General features: G+C 35.7%; 13 protein-coding genes and 1 pseudogene. 1 reads left to right on the forward strand and 13 read right to left on the reverse strand.

The window, feature by feature from the left end; translation table 11 throughout:
- Positions 1 to 13: 13 nt before the first annotated feature.
- The 12 genes and pseudogenes from ACNSTQ_RS08355 to ACNSTQ_RS08410 form a co-directional block, all read right to left on the reverse strand.
- Positions 14 to 1,243: an alkyl sulfatase dimerization domain-containing protein gene (locus ACNSTQ_RS08355; RefSeq protein WP_418199402.1), complete on the reverse strand. Its 1,230-nt coding sequence runs from the start codon at positions 1,241 to 1,243 to the stop codon at positions 14 to 16.
- Positions 1,236 to 3,362 carry an acetate--CoA ligase family protein gene (locus tag ACNSTQ_RS08360; RefSeq protein ID WP_418199403.1) on the reverse strand — a complete coding sequence of 709 codons (2,127 nt, stop codon included), beginning with the start codon at positions 3,360 to 3,362 and terminating at the stop codon, positions 1,236 to 1,238. The genes ACNSTQ_RS08355 and ACNSTQ_RS08360 overlap by 8 nt, the downstream gene beginning before the upstream one ends.
- A 63-nt stretch (positions 3,363 to 3,425) precedes the next feature.
- A complete protein-coding gene (locus ACNSTQ_RS08365; RefSeq protein WP_418199404.1) occupies positions 3,426 to 4,397 on the reverse strand; it encodes a TAXI family TRAP transporter solute-binding subunit in 972 nt (323 codons plus the stop codon).
- 84 nt (positions 4,398 to 4,481) lie between these two features.
- On the reverse strand, positions 4,482 to 6,416 hold the full coding sequence (locus tag ACNSTQ_RS08370) for a TRAP transporter permease (RefSeq protein ID WP_418199405.1): 1,935 nt from the start codon (positions 6,414 to 6,416) through the stop codon (positions 4,482 to 4,484).
- Between the two features lie 351 nt (positions 6,417 to 6,767).
- Positions 6,768 to 6,890 (reverse strand): annotated as a pseudogene (locus tag ACNSTQ_RS08375) (IS3 family transposase); the annotation flags it as partial.
- A gap of 21 nt (positions 6,891 to 6,911) precedes the next feature.
- On the reverse strand, positions 6,912 to 7,412 hold the full coding sequence (locus tag ACNSTQ_RS08380; RefSeq protein ID WP_418199406.1) for a hypothetical protein: 501 nt from the start codon (positions 7,410 to 7,412) through the stop codon (positions 6,912 to 6,914).
- Between the two features lie 492 nt (positions 7,413 to 7,904).
- A complete protein-coding gene (locus tag ACNSTQ_RS08385) occupies positions 7,905 to 9,857 on the reverse strand; it encodes a DUF4910 domain-containing protein (RefSeq protein WP_418199407.1) in 1,953 nt (650 codons plus the stop codon).
- A 205-nt stretch (positions 9,858 to 10,062) separates the two neighbouring features.
- On the reverse strand, positions 10,063 to 10,617 hold the full coding sequence (locus ACNSTQ_RS08390) for a DUF3231 family protein (protein WP_418199408.1): 555 nt from the start codon (positions 10,615 to 10,617) through the stop codon (positions 10,063 to 10,065).
- A 364-nt stretch (positions 10,618 to 10,981) separates the two neighbouring features.
- A complete protein-coding gene (locus tag ACNSTQ_RS08395; RefSeq protein WP_418199409.1) occupies positions 10,982 to 11,347 on the reverse strand; it encodes a hypothetical protein in 366 nt (121 codons plus the stop codon).
- Positions 11,348 to 11,500: 153 nt separating this feature from the next.
- Positions 11,501 to 13,063, reverse strand: a complete 1,563-nt coding sequence (locus ACNSTQ_RS08400; RefSeq protein WP_418199410.1) for a long-chain-fatty-acid--CoA ligase — start codon at positions 13,061 to 13,063, stop codon at positions 11,501 to 11,503.
- Between the two features lie 160 nt (positions 13,064 to 13,223).
- Positions 13,224 to 13,649 carry a DUF1284 domain-containing protein gene (locus tag ACNSTQ_RS08405; RefSeq protein WP_418199411.1) on the reverse strand — a complete coding sequence of 142 codons (426 nt, stop codon included), beginning with the start codon at positions 13,647 to 13,649 and terminating at the stop codon, positions 13,224 to 13,226.
- 553 nt (positions 13,650 to 14,202) lie between these two features.
- The gene (locus ACNSTQ_RS08410) at positions 14,203 to 14,427 is read right to left on the reverse strand and encodes a DUF3892 domain-containing protein (protein ID WP_418199412.1); all 225 of its coding nucleotides are present in this window, start codon (positions 14,425 to 14,427) and stop codon (positions 14,203 to 14,205) included.
- A gap of 176 nt (positions 14,428 to 14,603) precedes the next feature.
- On the opposite strand from ACNSTQ_RS08410, the gene ACNSTQ_RS08415 reads away from it, so the two are divergent.
- Positions 14,604 to 15,977 carry an amino acid permease gene (locus ACNSTQ_RS08415; protein WP_418199413.1) on the forward strand — a complete coding sequence of 458 codons (1,374 nt, stop codon included), beginning with the start codon at positions 14,604 to 14,606 and terminating at the stop codon, positions 15,975 to 15,977.
- Here the strand turns inward: ACNSTQ_RS08415 and ACNSTQ_RS08420 are convergent.
- Complete coding sequence (locus ACNSTQ_RS08420; RefSeq protein ID WP_418199414.1) at positions 15,958 to 16,587, reverse strand: LysE family transporter; 630 nt, start codon at positions 16,585 to 16,587, stop codon at positions 15,958 to 15,960. The genes ACNSTQ_RS08415 and ACNSTQ_RS08420 overlap by 20 nt on opposite strands.
- Between the last annotated feature and the right edge of the window lie 103 nt (positions 16,588 to 16,690).

A 16,690-nucleotide genomic window follows, 5' to 3' on the forward strand; every position in this document is an offset into this window, starting at 1 on the left:
TATTTTAAAAGGACTATCTATTTGAAAGTTCTTTATAAATATTTCTCATAATAAAATTGTCACTTGCATCTGCACACTTCCTTACTACTTCTCTCTTAAGTTTCTTTGCCATTGGATGCTGCTCGGAAAGAACTAAAAGATCAAGTAAATGCAATGCCATTTGGTAATTTCCGTCATTTACTAAGGTTTTAGACCTTTTTATGATGATATCTGGATCATTAATCAATGAACATATTTCAACTGCAACTTGATAACTTTTTTTCGGTCTTAAATTTGTTGCATTTCCATCAAACCATCCAGCATACCTTCTGTAAGTTCCCCTAATTGCAAATTCAAGACATCCATAAGAAGGTCGAACATATTTACTTTTTTGTAAATTTTCAGGAAGTTTAATTAGTTCTAACATATCTTCCAAGGAGGTCCCTTTGTTCAAATGTAATATAACTTCTTCATGTATAAAACGAAGAGTATCAATAACATCGGATAAGGCAATTTGGATCTCCTCTTTTCCATATAATACCTCTCCATGTCCAGGAACTAAAATTTTTGGTTGTAACTGCATAATTTTTTCTAATGCTTCAAACCACTCCCGTTCATAACGAATAACTTTTAGAGGGTTCCCTATATTAGGGAACGACCAGATAAAAAAGTCACCACAATAAACCAGATGATCATCTGGTAAATAAACGAAACAATGGTCGTCCGTTTCACCTTTACCATGAGTAATGTAGATGTCTTTTCCACCTAAACATAAATGATATTGATCGTTGAAAATAATATCGGGATATATAAAGTCAAAGTTCTTTTTATTATCTGTTTTATTTTGAAATTGGACTGCATTGATACGAGTGGTATGTTCCATCAGACTATTGTAAGTTTGAAACCGTTTAATAACATTCTCATGTGCAATTACTTGTGTATCCTTTTCTTTAAATACATGCGCTGAATTTACATGATCAAAGTGACCATGGGTATAAATGATATGTTTGATAGGCGCAATTGTATTCCGACGAATTTCCATGTAGATCTTTTCGGCATACTCAGTATTTAACCCTGAATCTACAATAATTACTCCTTCATTAGTCATAATAACCCCAACGTTTCCAAAGCTTGGGAATACATAATTATGTTCAGTCACCTTAATAAATTTTAAATCATTTGCAGAATTGGAGGCTATTCTATTTAATTGAGCATCAATTTCTTTCATTTTATTAAAAGTATAATCTTTTCTGCTTTCACTCATTACAGTTGATATCCCTCCCCTTTCCTATTAGTAATGCATCCAGGGCCGTTACACCTTTTCCTTCTTCATGTAAAATTAATGGGTTTATATCAAGTTCTTCAAGCCAACTTCTTTGATCCCAGCAAAGTTCAGACACCCTTACTAACGACTCTGCAAGTGCAGTAATATCACCTTGATTTCTTCCTCTAATTCCTTGTAAAATAGGATATGCTTTAATACCTCTAATCATTTCAAAAGCACCTTCTATACTAAGAGGAGCAGGTTTTACTACTACATCATTTAGTATCTCGACAAAAATACCTCCTAGACCAAACATAATACATGGGCCAAAAATAGGATCTTTATAGGATCCAATGAGAATTTCAGTTCCCCCTTCTATCATCTCTTCTATAAGGACACCCTCTATTTTAGCAGTTGGGTCATATCTTTCTACTTTTAGATAAACCTCTTTAAGACTATTAATTAATTCCTCTACATTGCGTATATTTATTTTCACTCCTCCAGCATCACTTTTATGACTAATGTGAGGAGATACAACTTTTAAGACTACAGGAAAACCAATTTTCTCCGCTATATTAATTGCCTCTTCCTGTGACTTCGCCAGTTCACCTTTTGGTGTACTTATCCCATACTGTCTTAGTAGTTCTTTTCCAACAGTTTCAACTATAGGCCCTTCTTCCCCCTTTAAGACAATAGGTTTAGTCAATCTAATACTTTGATGTGAGCGATTCGACAATCGAATTTTGTTATTATTATAGGATAGGACATTCTGAACCGCTTTTATTGTCCGAGTAGGTGTTGGTAACCAACATACACCACTATCTAATAAACTTTCTTTTGTTTTTGAGGAGGCACCGCCCCAACAAACAACAAATGTCTTCTGAGCATTTTTTGAAATATTTGTTAACACGGGAACGATTAAGTGCGCAATACCATCCGAAACTTGTGTATAGAACACTACGACTTCAACACTTTCATCATCTAACAATATATTTGTACATTCTTCTAATTTGTCTAAGCTTTGTATTGCTTGTGCAGTAACGTCTATTGGATTTTTTACAGAAGCAAATGGAGGTAATAGCTCTGTTAATTTATTTATTGTCTCATCACTTAACTTCGCCATCTCCACTCCATATTCTTCACACTTATCAGCCATTACAATTCCTGCACCTCCAGAAACCGAAATAATCCCTATTCCTCCCCGATTAGGTGACGACCTTGCTCTATTAAACAAAGTCATTGTGTCTACCAATTCATCTTCATTTGATACTTGTATGACATTATTTTGTTTATAGTAGCTATCATAAACTTTTTGGTTCCCAGCTAAAGAAGCAGTATGAGAAGTTGCCGCCTTTGCACCTAAATCAGACTTTCCAACTTTTAGTAGAATAAGTGGTTTTTCTTTCTCTTGGCAAACTTTTATTGCCTGATCCATTTTATTAAAATTCCTTGCCCCCTCTAAATAACCCCCTATAACGTTTATATCTTCTTGTTTAGCAAAGTAATCAACGTAATCAAAAAAATCTACGGATGCTTCATTACCTGACGAAACAAAATAGTTATAACCTATTCCTAGCTCGTTTGCCATCACAGAAGTCAATGAACCAAACGCACCACTTTGTGTAATAAACGCAACAGGATCTGCTTTGTCTATTCGATCTACCATAGCAAATGATGCATAAACCCCGTCTTTTTTATTTAAGAAGCCAACAGAATTAGGTCCACATATTGGAATATTATTTCTTTTGCTAAATTCAGTTAATTTTCTTTGGAGCTCCTCTCCTTCTGCCCCAATTTCAGAAAAACCTGAACTAAAAACAACAGCACTTTTTATTGAACGCTCTGCTAGTCGTTCTAGCGTAAATAAAACATTACTAGCTTTAACAATTATTATTGCAAGGTCAATGTCCATGGGCAAACTTTCAATTGTACTAAAACAAGGATAACCACCAATTTCCTTATACTTCGGATTTACTGGATATATCTTGCCTTTATACCCACTTTTTTTTAGATTAACTAAAGGCCTTGCACTGATTTTAGCTTCTGCCTCTGCCGATGCACCAATAATTGTAATTGATTTCGGTGACAGCATTGGCTCTAAATTAACTAGAGTATCCATATTCACGCCCCTCTATAATTAGTTAAAAACGAGAAAAATTCTTCTAATAAACTAATTTCAACATTACTCTTCAATTACCCCAATTTCTTTCAGATACTTTTCTGCACCTGGATGTAATGGTAAATTAACCCCTCTTAACGCATTCTCCATTGAGATTTCAGAAGCAGTTGGATGATATTCGGATAATTGTTCGACATTCTCTAGAAGCAATTTTGTAAAGTAATAAACAGTTTCATCATCTACTTCCTTATTTGTTAAGAACACTTTTCCTCCACCAGTTGTAAGAACATCCTTAGTCTGACCGTTATATTCACCAGCCTTAATCGTTACAGGAAACCCTGTAGGATCCCACTTATCAAACATTAAATCAAGGACCTCTTCCTTCAACGGTAGTATCTTTATTGGTGTTGTTGTATCTAGATTAGAGTAGACAGGAGAAGGAACAGACGTCCAAGTGACAAACATATCAATATTACCATCCGCCATCTGATCTGCCATTTCTTGGGCTGTTAATGTTTCTAATGTATAATCCACATCTTTTTTCATCCCATATAACTCTAAAACATCCTCAATAACTAACATTCCTGTACCCTGAAAGGAAGCAATTCGAATTTTGCCCGTAAAATCATCAATTGTATCAATACCAGAATTTGCTCTTACGATAAACTGCATAATTTGGGACGGTGCACCTAGAACAGCCCTTAAATCAGTTAAATCTTCCCCTTCAAAATTTGCCCTACCCTCGTAAGCTAATATTGCATTTACCGATGTTCCTAAAGCAAAATCAGCGTTTTTTTGACCAACTCTACGAAACCCTTCTACATGTCCACCAACTTCTTGAATTGTTATTCTCAACGGTAAATCTTGATCTGAAGCAAGCTTCGCTAAACCTGATGCAATAAAATAATCACTTCCAGATGAGGTCACTTGAAGACTGACCTGATCAACCTGCCTTACTTCATCCCCTGAGTTTCCACACCCGGCCATAATGATTACAATTGACAATAAGCAAACACAAATCCAAACCTTTTTCACTTCCTCACTCCCCTTTTATGGTTTATAAAAACAAAGGCTAGAAACTAACCAAATCGTATTCCGTAGGATTTTTATTTTATAAGGTTATTCAATGTTTAATTTATTACTAGATTTTTGTACGATAATGTACTCTGATAAAACTATAATTGTAAACAAGCCATAGCCTAATATATCAGTTAAAATGTTAGAGTATACAAGCAATATACCAGTGCTAAACAAGAGTAAGCGCTTCCAAATGTTAATTTGCTTAAAAACAAACCCTTGAACAGCCATTGATATTGCAGTAATTCCTATTAAGGCTGAAAAAATAGCCAACACTATATCCTTTTTTTCCCCGATTAGTAGTAATTCTGGGCTATAAACAAACATAAATGGTAAAATGAAAGCACTGATTGCCAATTTACTTGATGTGATAGCGGTCTTCATTGGATTCGCGCCTGCAATAGCAGCACCAGCATAAGCTGCAAAAGCTATAGGTGGAGTTACATATGACAATACTCCAAAAAATAAGACAAACATATGAGCTGCCATTGGTTCAATCCCCATATTGATCAAAGTAGGTGCAACTAGGACTGATAAAACCATATAGGTAATTATTGTTGGAAGTGCCATCCCCATTATTATTGAAGCGATCATAGTCATCAAAAGCAAAGGTAATAAATACCCTTGTGATAAATCAACTAGAATCGAGGATAATCGTGGGCCAAAACCTGTTATTGAGAAAGTTCCCATAATAATTCCTGCGGTAGCACAAGCAGCAGCTATCTCCATTGTAGTATAAGAACTTCTTTCTAGAATTTTTAAAAACCTCTTTACTGTAAAGCGGTTACTCTTACTAAAAATATTAATGATGATAATTGAAACTATAGCAAAAAATCCAGCACGTACTGGTGAATAACCTACAATAACTAGAAGATATAATAGTAGAAGTAACGGAAGAGCGTGGAACCACCCTTCCTTCAAAACTTTTATTAAAGAAGGTAATTGTTTTTTCGCTACTCCCTTTAATTGATTTCTCACTGATTCAATATCAACCATTATTAGGAGAGCTGAAAAGTATAAAAATGCAGGAATTATTGCAGCAATAACTACCTCTCGATATGGTACGCCCATTACCTCCGCCATAACAAAAGCTGTTGCTCCCATAATTGGAGGCATAAACTGTCCACCGGTAGAAGCTGCTGCCTCTACCCCACCTGCAAAATGGGGTCTATAACCTAATCCCTTCATCATTCTAATCGTAACTGACCCAGTACTAACAACATTTGCAGCAGGACTTCCAGTAATACTGCCAAAGAAAGCACTACTTATGACTGCCATTTTTGCAGGTCCTCCCCTAACCCATCCAATTAACGCTGTCGCTAAGTCCATAAAGAATTTTGCAGCACCTGAAGCAATTAGAAAGTAAGATAACATGATAAAGATGACAATCAGTGTTGCTGAGATACCTAAGGCTACACCGTATATTCCATTTAAAGATAAAAATAAATAACTAATTATTTGATCAAGATCATTACCTGCGTGGGAAAACATTAAAGGCCAATGATGTCCAGTGTAAGCATATATTAGGAGGAATACAGCAACAACTGGTAGTACCCAGCCAAAAACTCTTCTAGTAGCTTCTAAAATTAATAGTATTGCTAAACCACCAAAAATATAATCCGTAATAATTGGTAGCCCCGCTCTGTTAGTAAGTACATCTGCGTTAAAATAGACGTATATACCAATACTAATACTTCCTAATGCTAGTATTAAATCAATAATAAAACCCCATTTACTTTCTTTAAATTTAATTGAGGCTGGAACTAAAATAAATACTAGTGTTAGAGCTAAAGTTAGATGGATACTTCTATGAATCAATACATGAATAGACCCAAAATAAGATGTATACAAGTGAAACAATGCCCAACAAATAGCTATAGTGGAAACTAAAAATGCTAAAAATCCTTTAAACTTTCTATGTTTTTTAGTTGTAAAGCTTTCTAACTCGTTATCATTAAATTCATTTACTTTTGTCATAATACCCCCCCATCAACAAGATATATTTTAATCAGTTTTTACAATGGTTGTATCTTAAAAATTATTAGTAATTCTATTTAACCTTTCTACTATATTTATACAAGTTTTTTTCTCAAATAAGAACTATTATTTTCAGAATTTAATTTAAATTCTGAATAAATATAATTGAAATTTATAATTAATTAAAGTCAAACTAAACTTATTCACTTTATATAGTATTTAATCGAAATAGTTAATATAGTTAATTTTTTAAGGTATGTGCTAATATAATAAGTAAGTTTTTCTTTTTCAACAAAAAAGGAGTGCCTAAAATAAACTGGCCCCCATGTCAATGACACTATAAAAAAGAGATTAAGCAACTAGAAGGTGATCCCTATATTGAATAGGGGTCATCCTTTTTAAATTCCACTGATAGCGATAATTGTTATAGTAAACCATATAATGATTTGTCTTTGCCTTTAACTCTTTTAATGTTCTGGCGATTGGTAATCTACATCATCTTTTAAATGCCTTTAATATAAATTCTTTCACTTCTAAGTCTAATTGTTCTTTTGCTTCTCTACTATTTAATGCTTTTACGTTGCTATAATACCCAGAACGTGAAACCTTTAAAAGGTCACAAAAATATTTAGTCATTCGTTTAAAGTGATTTTGTTCAATCGTTTCATATATCACCTGATACACACTACATGGATTTAAATTTTTTCTTGCGTTTAGCAGCCTCCTTTCTGTCGCTTCTAGCTTTTTTAATAGCTCTACTTGTCCTTCGAGAAGCTTGATTCTTGCTTCCTGCCTCTCAATCACTTCTGAAGGTGTAAGTTCCCGTTTCAATAGTCTACCTGAACTTGTTTTCCTCGAATCGGTCAGTCCAATCAGCCCATTCTTTTCATAGGCTTTCTTCCATCTATAAGCTGATTGTTCGATTGGCTTTATTCCTATAACGTCCACACATTGAAACCGTTCTCTGCAAAGATTTGCGAGAGAGTTTTCCTGCAAGGTACTCATCCATAAATCTATTTTTAAAGGAGTCCGTATATGTAATAGCCTGCTCACTAACTCGTTGTACATTTAGATTTGTTGAAGTGTATTTACTTCTTTGGTTGAAAAAAATATTTTGCTCATCCTGTTCTCCTAATCCCATATCATGAATTCAAGTATATAAAAAAATACCTGTAGATAAAACACTCTTTTTCAAGTGTCCTAACTACAGGTACCAGTTTAAAACTCCTACACTCTTTACTATCTTAGCTCTAATATTCGTTTAATAATTTTTCTAAATCCGATGGTTTGTTAAATTATAGTTAATCTATTAGATAAGTGAGTCCTGATCTTAGCCACGTTAAGTACAATATATATATCGAATCGCTTTCAGGAATGGATCGAGAAACAATTACCGTTTTCCACCAAATTCTAACCGTTCTTCAACGTCCTGTAATATAATATATTACTCTTTCAAAAATGATACACATTCTACTATCAATTTTTGCTTTATATTTTAAGCAAACATAACCGCTCACATAGCTGTAAATAATTTTGGGCATATTCCAAATCATATGATCCTGACTCATTATGAACTAACGCCAAAACCTCTCGTACTGAACGAGTACCATCGATCCAATATTGTAAAAACACTTCATACCCTGCTGGTGGCTTGGCTTGCTTTTTATATTCATACCACTCTAAGCGATCTTCTAACGGTAAACGTTCTAATTCAAACGTTAAGTCAAAAGGACCCTCATAGGTTCTTTTATAAACCTTATCCGCAAACTCTGATGTTGGACGAGCCGCTTTTGTTTCAGTAGCTACAAATTGTTCGCTTCCATCTGCATGCAGTTGTAATACTTTTATTTGTTCACCTAGTAACTCTTTTGCTCGATCTACTTGCTGGGCGATGCTAGCAAACTTGCGAATATTCGCATACTGTCGATAGCTGTCCAATGCACTTCTTTCATAGTCACAGTAAAATTCAAAGGCTTCTGCCCAATTATTGTTAAGGCGCTGATCATTAAATATTGTTGTAAGCGCCTGTTGTAAGTCTGTGTATCTTGTAGCAGTATCATTGTTTAATAGTAACGACCAGTCTTGTTCACTACCGTTGGCTAAACCATAGGCATATAAAGATGTCGTCAGTGCAACCATTTTCATCAAGTTTGGATCTAGATTATTCGTCGAATCTTCAGTCGTATGGTAATGCTTATCTGGCCACTGGATCAGCATCGGACATGGAATCCCAATCGTCGGGTCAGCAATAATATAATGATCACTTCCTCCAGAAAACCGTGTTCTTAAGAAATGGGTTGTACTGTAGCTGAAGGTCCCTGTTAAATTGCTCGTATTCTGACTTGCTTGCTGAAACAAGTTATAAGCAAAACGATCAACAAAAGTCGGCGTTGCCATTGGAGGTTGTTCAATACATAACGGACCTCCACCTTTCGTCTGATCTGCTCCCACCATATCTAAGTTCAGCGCTGCAATTGTAGTGTCTTTCCGCTCCGGGTGTTGAGCAAAGTACGCATACGTTCCTGTCATTTCAGGCATCATTAAAAACCGAATACCTAAATCAGGTTGCGGTAGCTTTCTTTCACTGATCAGTCGCTGTAATGCTCGCATTGTTTCCATTAATGTACCTGGGCCTGATGCATTATCTTGTCCCCCAGGGTACGGATGACATAAGTGACTGACTATAAGTATTTCCTCTTGTTGTTTTCCAGGAATAAAAAACTCGATATTCTCGTATTGACCATCATACAGCTCTGCATCTACTTTTGCTTTCAAACGAACCGTTCCTTGTTTACACTTTGCGCGTAATTCCTCTCCTACTCTTGGAGAAACCGCAAAACCAAATGCTTTTTGTTCGTCTCCCTGCCACCAGAATGACGTATACTGGATAGCATCAGGCATATCTAACCGCGTTCGGATCGGTGCATATTCATTTAAATTATCAAAAACAAGTCCGATTGCCCCATGCTTAACAACGGCTAGATCATGAATTAAAAATTGGTTTCCGCGAACAAGCGCAATTTTGCCTTTTAGATTGTGCCCCTCATAACTTTTCGGGTCTTCTGCCTGTTCAACGACAACAAGTTCCGCCTCAACTCCTTCTGGAGGTGTGGACACACTCCGTTGTACAACAGAAATTTCTTCTTCTTCAAACCTCGCTATCCGCTTCCGATCTTCTCCTTCAATCCATAACTCAGCATGATTACAATGCCATTCTTGAAAGGTCCGATGAGCTAAAAATCGGCTGCCCGCTTCAGCTGAATAGGATATTAATTCGGCATCAACCCCATCACGTTTTAATAATTTGACAACTGCTTCTGCAGCCTCACGATAACCTGTTGAAGCTTGGATCCGATGAAACTGCGCAATCCGATCTGCATATCGAAACGCTTGTCTTCCTGAAAGTTCCTCTTGTAAAACTTTTCGCCAGGTCGAAAACATATTCATTTCCCCTTTTTCTGAGCTATGTATTGTAATTATTATTTTTAGACTATTCGGTTATTATTGTACCAAAATGAAGGGAGCTTTTGGCGGTCCCTGATAAATTTATTTAGAGATACGTAATATTTTTTTCAAACAAAAAAATACCTCCTGCAACATTACAGAAAGTATTTTAAAAGGTGTATGTTTAAAACCAATGATTTCGTTAACTATGCTCTCTTGGGACGCCAGGAGGAGAGTATGGTGGCGGACTTTTCAACCAACCTCTGGCTTTCATTAAATTTTTAAGCGGTGAGGCAAATTTCATAAGTTGCACTTGGATTTGAAAAAACATCAGACCGACATCACTTCTAATACATTGAGACATGGATGTTGCACAAAATGAGATGGATGCAGCTACTTTTGCTGAAATTAAATTCGCAATTTCATCATTTGTTAATCTTACACCTTCAGGAACTGCAGCAGGGTCTGAGTGCGGCTTATCTTCATTTACAGCAGGTAATTGAACCCCCTCTTTAATTAAGAACTCCTTAATCATTTCGTAATCTTTTTTAGATCCTTGTATCGCATTTTCTAATGTATGTTTTAAATCAGAATCAGTCGTTGTGTTAAGTGCGGCTTGGTAAAGGGCTCGTGCCTCTTGAAATGCAGTGACAGCCGTCCATAAGCTCATTACCTCACCTACATGTAACGGTGGTTTGGGTTCATTATCTATAAAAGATTGTAACAACTCCGTTACCGCTTCTATCGCTCTTGTCATCGCTTCCACCCCATGGTTGGTTAGATTTATGAACTGTATTATGTAAAACTAGTGCATTCGGAAGGCACTAGTTTTCTAATTACACTTTTACTGTTCTCATCAAATTCGGCTGGTTCGAACCGTCAGGAGGTAAGTTAAACTAATCAAAAACACGTGAATATTGTTCATTCTTTGGATTAGTTTCGACAACAAATCTTTAAACAATACGCCAAGTCGATTGATCATTTTCATCCCCTCCATCCATTATTATTAGCTATTGAAACGGAAATTTTATTATAAAATTTTTTCCAATTTATTTGTTGAACATGAATTTTAAGTAATAAAGAAAGACCAAACGGAATATCCATTTGGTCTCATTACGGTATTACCATTCATCACAGCACGATCTACGCTTCGGTCTAACAATCCATGGTCGATCATCAACTTTTCTACGTTTATTGGAATGTTTGTGTTTAAAATCATGCTTCCGTTTATCCTCATCGTCTTTCTTCTTCTTTTTTTCCACTTCTTTGCAGACAAGGACCACTTTGTCATCTTTTCTTTTGTCCTTCACTTTACATTCCAAGAAGAGTTTATCTTCATGTTTCTTTTTCTTTTTCTTTTTTTCTATCTCTTTGCAAACTAAGAACTTTTTGTCATCATCTTTCTTTTTTCGATGACCGTCCCTCTTTTTATGATGTTCAATTAAATCTGCCAGGTCATGAAGTAATTCTCGATAGTGGTCAAACATCTTCTCCCTCCTTCCTATCAAGAGATGTTATATTATATTTAGGAAGAAGGAGTTATGGAAAGGCGCTTGTCTTACGATAGATGACTGTTTTTTTCTTTTAATTCTAAACTTATTCTCAATCTAATTGCCTTATTCCCCTCCATTAATAGAGTACTAGTTCACGTTCCGCTCAATAGTACCCCAGTATTTTGCCCGTAATGCCTTCTTATCGAGCTTTCCATATGGTGTTAAAGGAAACTCCTTGACGAATTCGATTTCTTTAGGACGTTTATATTTGGATAATAGCTTGGAACAATGAAGGAAAATATCATCTTTCTTTACATCCTCATGCGTAGGAATAATAAGTGCTAGAACTGATTCGCCCCAATCCTCATGAGGTACACCTATAACTGCAACCTGACTTATATCTGGATGTTTTTGAAGTACATTTTCAACTTCTGTTGTATAAACATTCATTCCCCCAGTAATAATCATATCTTTTTTCCGGTCTAATAAATAAACGTAGCCATCCTCATCAATTTTTCCAACATCGCCTGTAAATAACCACCCATTTTGTATTGTCTCGCTGGTCTTGTCCGGCAATTTATAATACTCATTCATGACATAAGGAGACTGAACGACAATTTCTCCCTCTTCTCCAGCAGCCAGCATTTCTCCAATAGAATTAACAACTTTTACATTACACATTAAGACAGGACGGCCACAACTTTTTAATCGGTGAACGCGGTCTCGATCCAAGCTGTGGTCTTGTTTGGAAAGCTTAGTGATAAAATTTGGACACTCAGTCTGTCCAAAAAATTGGAGAAAAACTGAACCGAACCGATCCATTCCCTCTTTTAACCGCTGTTCCGTAATAGGTGCTGCTCCATAAACAATGGTTTTTAGAGATGAAACCTCATAGGTGGTATTTTTTAATTCGTCAAGCATCCTATAAATCATCGTTGGAACCATAAACGTAAATGTAACTTTTTCTTGTTCAATGATTTTTAAGATTTCATTCGGATCAAATTTTTGTTCAATAATAATTGTAGCACCTTGAAGTAACCCAGTTTGTGTAAACAAACCTGCTGAATGGGAAAGTGGAGTCGAAAATAACATTTTCTCTACATCATTTATTTCAGTTTCAATCATATGTGAGCACATATTAATAAAACCGTTTTTTTGACTATGAAAAACACCTTTTGGTAATCCTGTTGTACCACCTGTATAAGCGAGCAAATATAAATCTTCTGGTTGTACTTTGCTTTGAGGGTTTTCACTAGGTTGAAGTGCAATAAATTGGGACCATGGAATGAATTCTGCAGGACATTTTTTTTGATCACAAATAGCTACGATGTATTTTAGATGAGGGAGATTTTTTTTAATGTTGAGGATCACTTCGAAAAAGTCAGGTCCAACAAATAATATCTTTGCTTCAGAGTCTTGTAAAATATATTGAATCTCTTTTTCAACTAACATATCATTTAACGGAACCTTACCAGAACCCGCTTTCATAATTGCTAAGTCAGCCATAATAAATTCTGGACAGTTAGACATGAGTAGTGCAGACCGTTCACCAGGTCCGATGCCTAATTCAATCATCGACCAACTACAACGATTTGCATTTAGTTCAATTTGTTCATAAGTATATTCTTTATCTTGAAACTTAATCGCCGTTCGGTCCTTATAATTAGCAAAAGCTTGTTCAAATAAAGATTGCATTGTTTCTCTATACATAAGTAGCCTCCCTAATATAAACTCTACTATAATTGTATATATTTTTTCTGAAAATTTCAAATATTAAACGTACTTTTTAGTTGAGTTTTTGGAGTTAGCGCTAGTATATATTCACATATAAGTATTTTAATTTTATAAGACTACTTAATTATCTTCATATTTAAATATTGCTAATTTCTATTTCTTTTAATTGCCGAATAGCTGCTTTACAAACCCCGTATGAGAGCCATTTACAGCCTTTGCATAAAACGTCTAAATCATCAGGTTCAATATTCTCTCGGATCCGTCGAAAAATGGTTTTCTTGGAATAATAAAAGCCAGGGCGAACTTGTAATTTTTCATTGATTCTTCGATCCAGTTCTCTGATTTCATAATCCACTTTTTCAAATGTCGTGCAGTTGTTCCTTTCCATTGCCGGGCAATGCTTACAAATTTCGTCCGTATGCTCATTCACAAAGATCTCAAAATCGAGATCTAATTTACGATAAATTGGCGCGAGGTGCTCCATTTTATTGATAAAAGAAGGAGAATAACCATGTCCACTATAGCCTAATAAACATAATAAATGATGCCCCCGTAAATTCATTTGACCTCCCCCTTATAAATCTAGTCATATCTTCAAGCCAGCACCAAAAATCAAAGATATATTGTACAAATTATTTTAAAGTACGTTTACATTTCACTTATCTTTTATAAATATTCAGTATCACTAAAGGATAATCCTTTTTCATTAAACTTAATGTAAACCTATCTTGTTTTTATGTTAACATATAAACTTAAAAATAGCATGTGACAATGTCTGTTGTATTCTTGGGAATTTGGATGGGAATTCAAAGCAATTTGAAGCTACTATGAGGAAAGTAAAGGGTTAATACCATTTCAGACTAAAGATGTACTTGCATGAACGAGGGAGTTATTGCAACAAAAAAATAACCTACAAAATGCTGATCAAAGTCAAAAGCAATAAGGTTGGGCAATTTAAGAAAACCCAACCTTTTTGTATGCTAATTATACTGTTTTTTATGTTGCTAACTTATCTGGATTTTAATCTGTGATTTCAAATTTCTCCACGTTATTGGAACTACTGAACTTCATGAAGTATTCTTCTTTTTGTTCATTATTTAAATTTTTACTTTATATTAGAAAGTTGGTAAGTTGTCTAAGTTATTCGTTGGATCTCCATCTGCGTCACTGCGCAAATGCATGTCTCCATCTCGTCCTTTGAATACATTGACGTGTTCAATTTCACCGTTTTGTGCCATCATTTGAGCTTGCTTATAATCAACAATTTGTCCACTAGATAATTTTAATTCTACGATATCACCTTCATTATTTTTTCTGACAGCTACAACTTGTTGATTCATCAGATAGCCTCCTTTATCGTGGTGAACTATTTTATTTCTAACTTAGTATTACACAAACTATAAACTTTATCCTTGAGAAGCTTGTAAATCTCTCAAAAAGGATTACGTTATTTCTTACATAAAGTAACCGTCCTTATCGAACAATACAATCAAGATCAAGGGAGTGGTGATGGGACATGAAATCAAATTCCGCTGAACAAAAAGAAAAACCGTTACAGTGGTGGCAACTCTCATTATTAGGTGTTGCTTGTACGATAGGAACAGGTTTTTTCCTCGGCTCAAGTATCGCTATTAATATGGCTGGTCCATCTGTTATTTTTTCATATATTCTAGCTGCCATAGGAACATACTTTGTTTACGAAGCACTAGCTAAATTAATGATCAATGATCCTCAAAAAGGGTCTTTTCGTACATATGCCAAGCATGCTTACGGGCGTTGGGCTGGTTTTTCGAGCGGATGGGTATATTTCCTATCTGAATTGTTGATTATTGGTAGCCAAATGACTGCCCTATCAATTTTTTCACGGTTTTGGTTTCCCAATATTCCGTTATGGGTATTTGCAACGATTTATTCCGTTCTCGGTTTGCTCGTCATCCTGATGGGACCTTCTGGCTTTGACCGCGTTGAAAACTTATTAGCCGTGCTCAAAATTGCAGCAATTTTAATGTTTATCATTCTAGCGCTCCTTGCTTTATTTGGAGTGTTAGGGGCTGGAGACGGTGACGCATTTCGTATTCCAAGAACGTATGACACTGTCTTTCCCAATGGTTTAACAGGCCTGCTGCCATCGCTAATTTATGGATTTTACGGATATGCCGGGATTGAAATTATGGGGCTATTAGCTGTGCGTTTAAAAGATATGAAAGAAGCTCCCAAATCAGGGAAGGTCATGCTGTTATTATTAGCTATTATTTATGTATCTTCCATCGGACTCGCATTACTCATGGTATCATGGGATCGATTTACGACAGAAAAAAGTCCGTTTGTAACCGCACTTAATCAATATGACTTAGCCTTTGTTCCTCATGTCTTTAATGCGGTCTTTATCATCGCAGGTTTCTCTACGATGGTTGCCTCTTTGTTTGCGATCATTCGTATTCTTGTAACACTTGCAGAAGACCGTGATGCACCAGAGATTCTTTCAAAACGGGTAAAAAAAGATATCGCCCTGCCTGCCATGGCTTTAACTACAGGAGGTATAACGATATCTATCATCCTGGCTTTAATTATGCCTGGGCGAATTTATGAATATATTACTACAGCCGCTGGACTCATGCTTCTATACAATTGGTTTTTCATTCTCGGTTCATACGGCCGAATCATTAAGTTGACGTTAATGTCGAACATCAAACGGATTTTAGGGTTTACCCTTGTTTTTCTTGGCGTTTTTGGAACTGTCTTTCACCAGACGAGTCGTCCAGGTTTTTTTGTGAGCTTAGGTTTTATTTTAATTATAGGAATCGTCACTTTAATTATGAAACATTTTTGGGATAAAACAAACGGTGATGATAATGGTCCAAGTTCCTTGTTTACGAAAATAAAACAGTAGCCGCTTGTATACCGAAATAGATCCCAAAGCCAATCAATGATAAACCTGAAATAACAGAAATAACAGTCAATAATCGATTTGTTAAATATTTACGCATCGTACTTGCAAGTCCAGCCATTGTTAAATCCCAGACGGTAATTCCAATGAATATTGCGGCGCTATACAAGATGACTTTTCCTGTACCATAAGTCGTTACGGTTTTTGCTAAAATCGACCCAAAGATCCCGAGCCAAAAAAGGATGGTAAGCGGGTTAAATAATGACATAAAAAAACCGGACATGAATGATTTTAGATGTGATTCTTTTTGACTCCGCATATTGTTAACATCGATTTGACTTGCGCCCGATAAACTTTCAAACCCTGTATAAACGAGTACAAAGAAACCGAAAATCCAAAGGAATGTTTGCATAAAAGGAATCTCTAAAAAATGTACGACCCCTACAAAAACTAATAACATATAAAAAGCATCGGCGACAGTTGCACCTAAACCTACAAGCCAGGCATGAAAAAAACCGTTTTTTATGCCTCTATCAATTTGGGCCGCATTGACCGGCCCAATGGGTGCCGCTAATGACAAACCTAAAATAATATAGCTTATAAAAACACTCATCGTCTCCTCCTCCAAATCGACTTTCCTATCTAACGGACAAACTGTACGACTTGTACATTGTATTCAGCTAGATTGGAACTTACGACTGGAGGATTTATTTTTT

Source organism: Alkalihalobacterium sp. APHAB7, from assembly GCF_048323755.1.
Lineage (GTDB): Bacteria > Bacillota > Bacilli > Bacillales > Bacillaceae_F > Alkalihalobacterium.

Bases quoted from the DNA above. Each gene is read 5' to 3' on its own strand.
- ACNSTQ_RS08355 (WP_418199402.1), bottom strand. From the start codon at position 1,243: ATGAGTGAAAGCAGAAAAGATTATACTTTTAATAAAATGAAAGAAATT.
- ACNSTQ_RS08360 (WP_418199403.1), bottom strand. From the start codon at position 3,362: ATGGATACTCTAGTTAATTTAGAGCCAATGCTGTCACCGAAATCAATT.
- ACNSTQ_RS08370 (WP_418199405.1), bottom strand. From the start codon at position 6,416: ATGACAAAAGTAAATGAATTTAATGATAACGAGTTAGAAAGCTTTACA.
- ACNSTQ_RS08385 (WP_418199407.1), bottom strand. From the start codon at position 9,857: ATGTTTTCGACCTGGCGAAAAGTTTTACAAGAGGAACTTTCAGGAAGA.
- ACNSTQ_RS08390 (WP_418199408.1), bottom strand. From the start codon at position 10,617: ATGACAAGAGCGATAGAAGCGGTAACGGAGTTGTTACAATCTTTTATA.
- ACNSTQ_RS08395 (WP_418199409.1), bottom strand. From the start codon at position 11,347: ATGTTTGACCACTATCGAGAATTACTTCATGACCTGGCAGATTTAATT.
- ACNSTQ_RS08400 (WP_418199410.1), bottom strand. From the start codon at position 13,063: ATGTATAGAGAAACAATGCAATCTTTATTTGAACAAGCTTTTGCTAAT.
- ACNSTQ_RS08405 (WP_418199411.1), bottom strand. From the start codon at position 13,649: ATGAATTTACGGGGGCATCATTTATTATGTTTATTAGGCTATAGTGGA.
- ACNSTQ_RS08410 (WP_418199412.1), bottom strand. From the start codon at position 14,427: ATGAATCAACAAGTTGTAGCTGTCAGAAAAAATAATGAAGGTGATATC.
- ACNSTQ_RS08415 (WP_418199413.1), top strand. From the start codon at position 14,604: ATGAAATCAAATTCCGCTGAACAAAAAGAAAAACCGTTACAGTGGTGG.
- ACNSTQ_RS08420 (WP_418199414.1), bottom strand. From the start codon at position 16,587: ATGAGTGTTTTTATAAGCTATATTATTTTAGGTTTGTCATTAGCGGCA.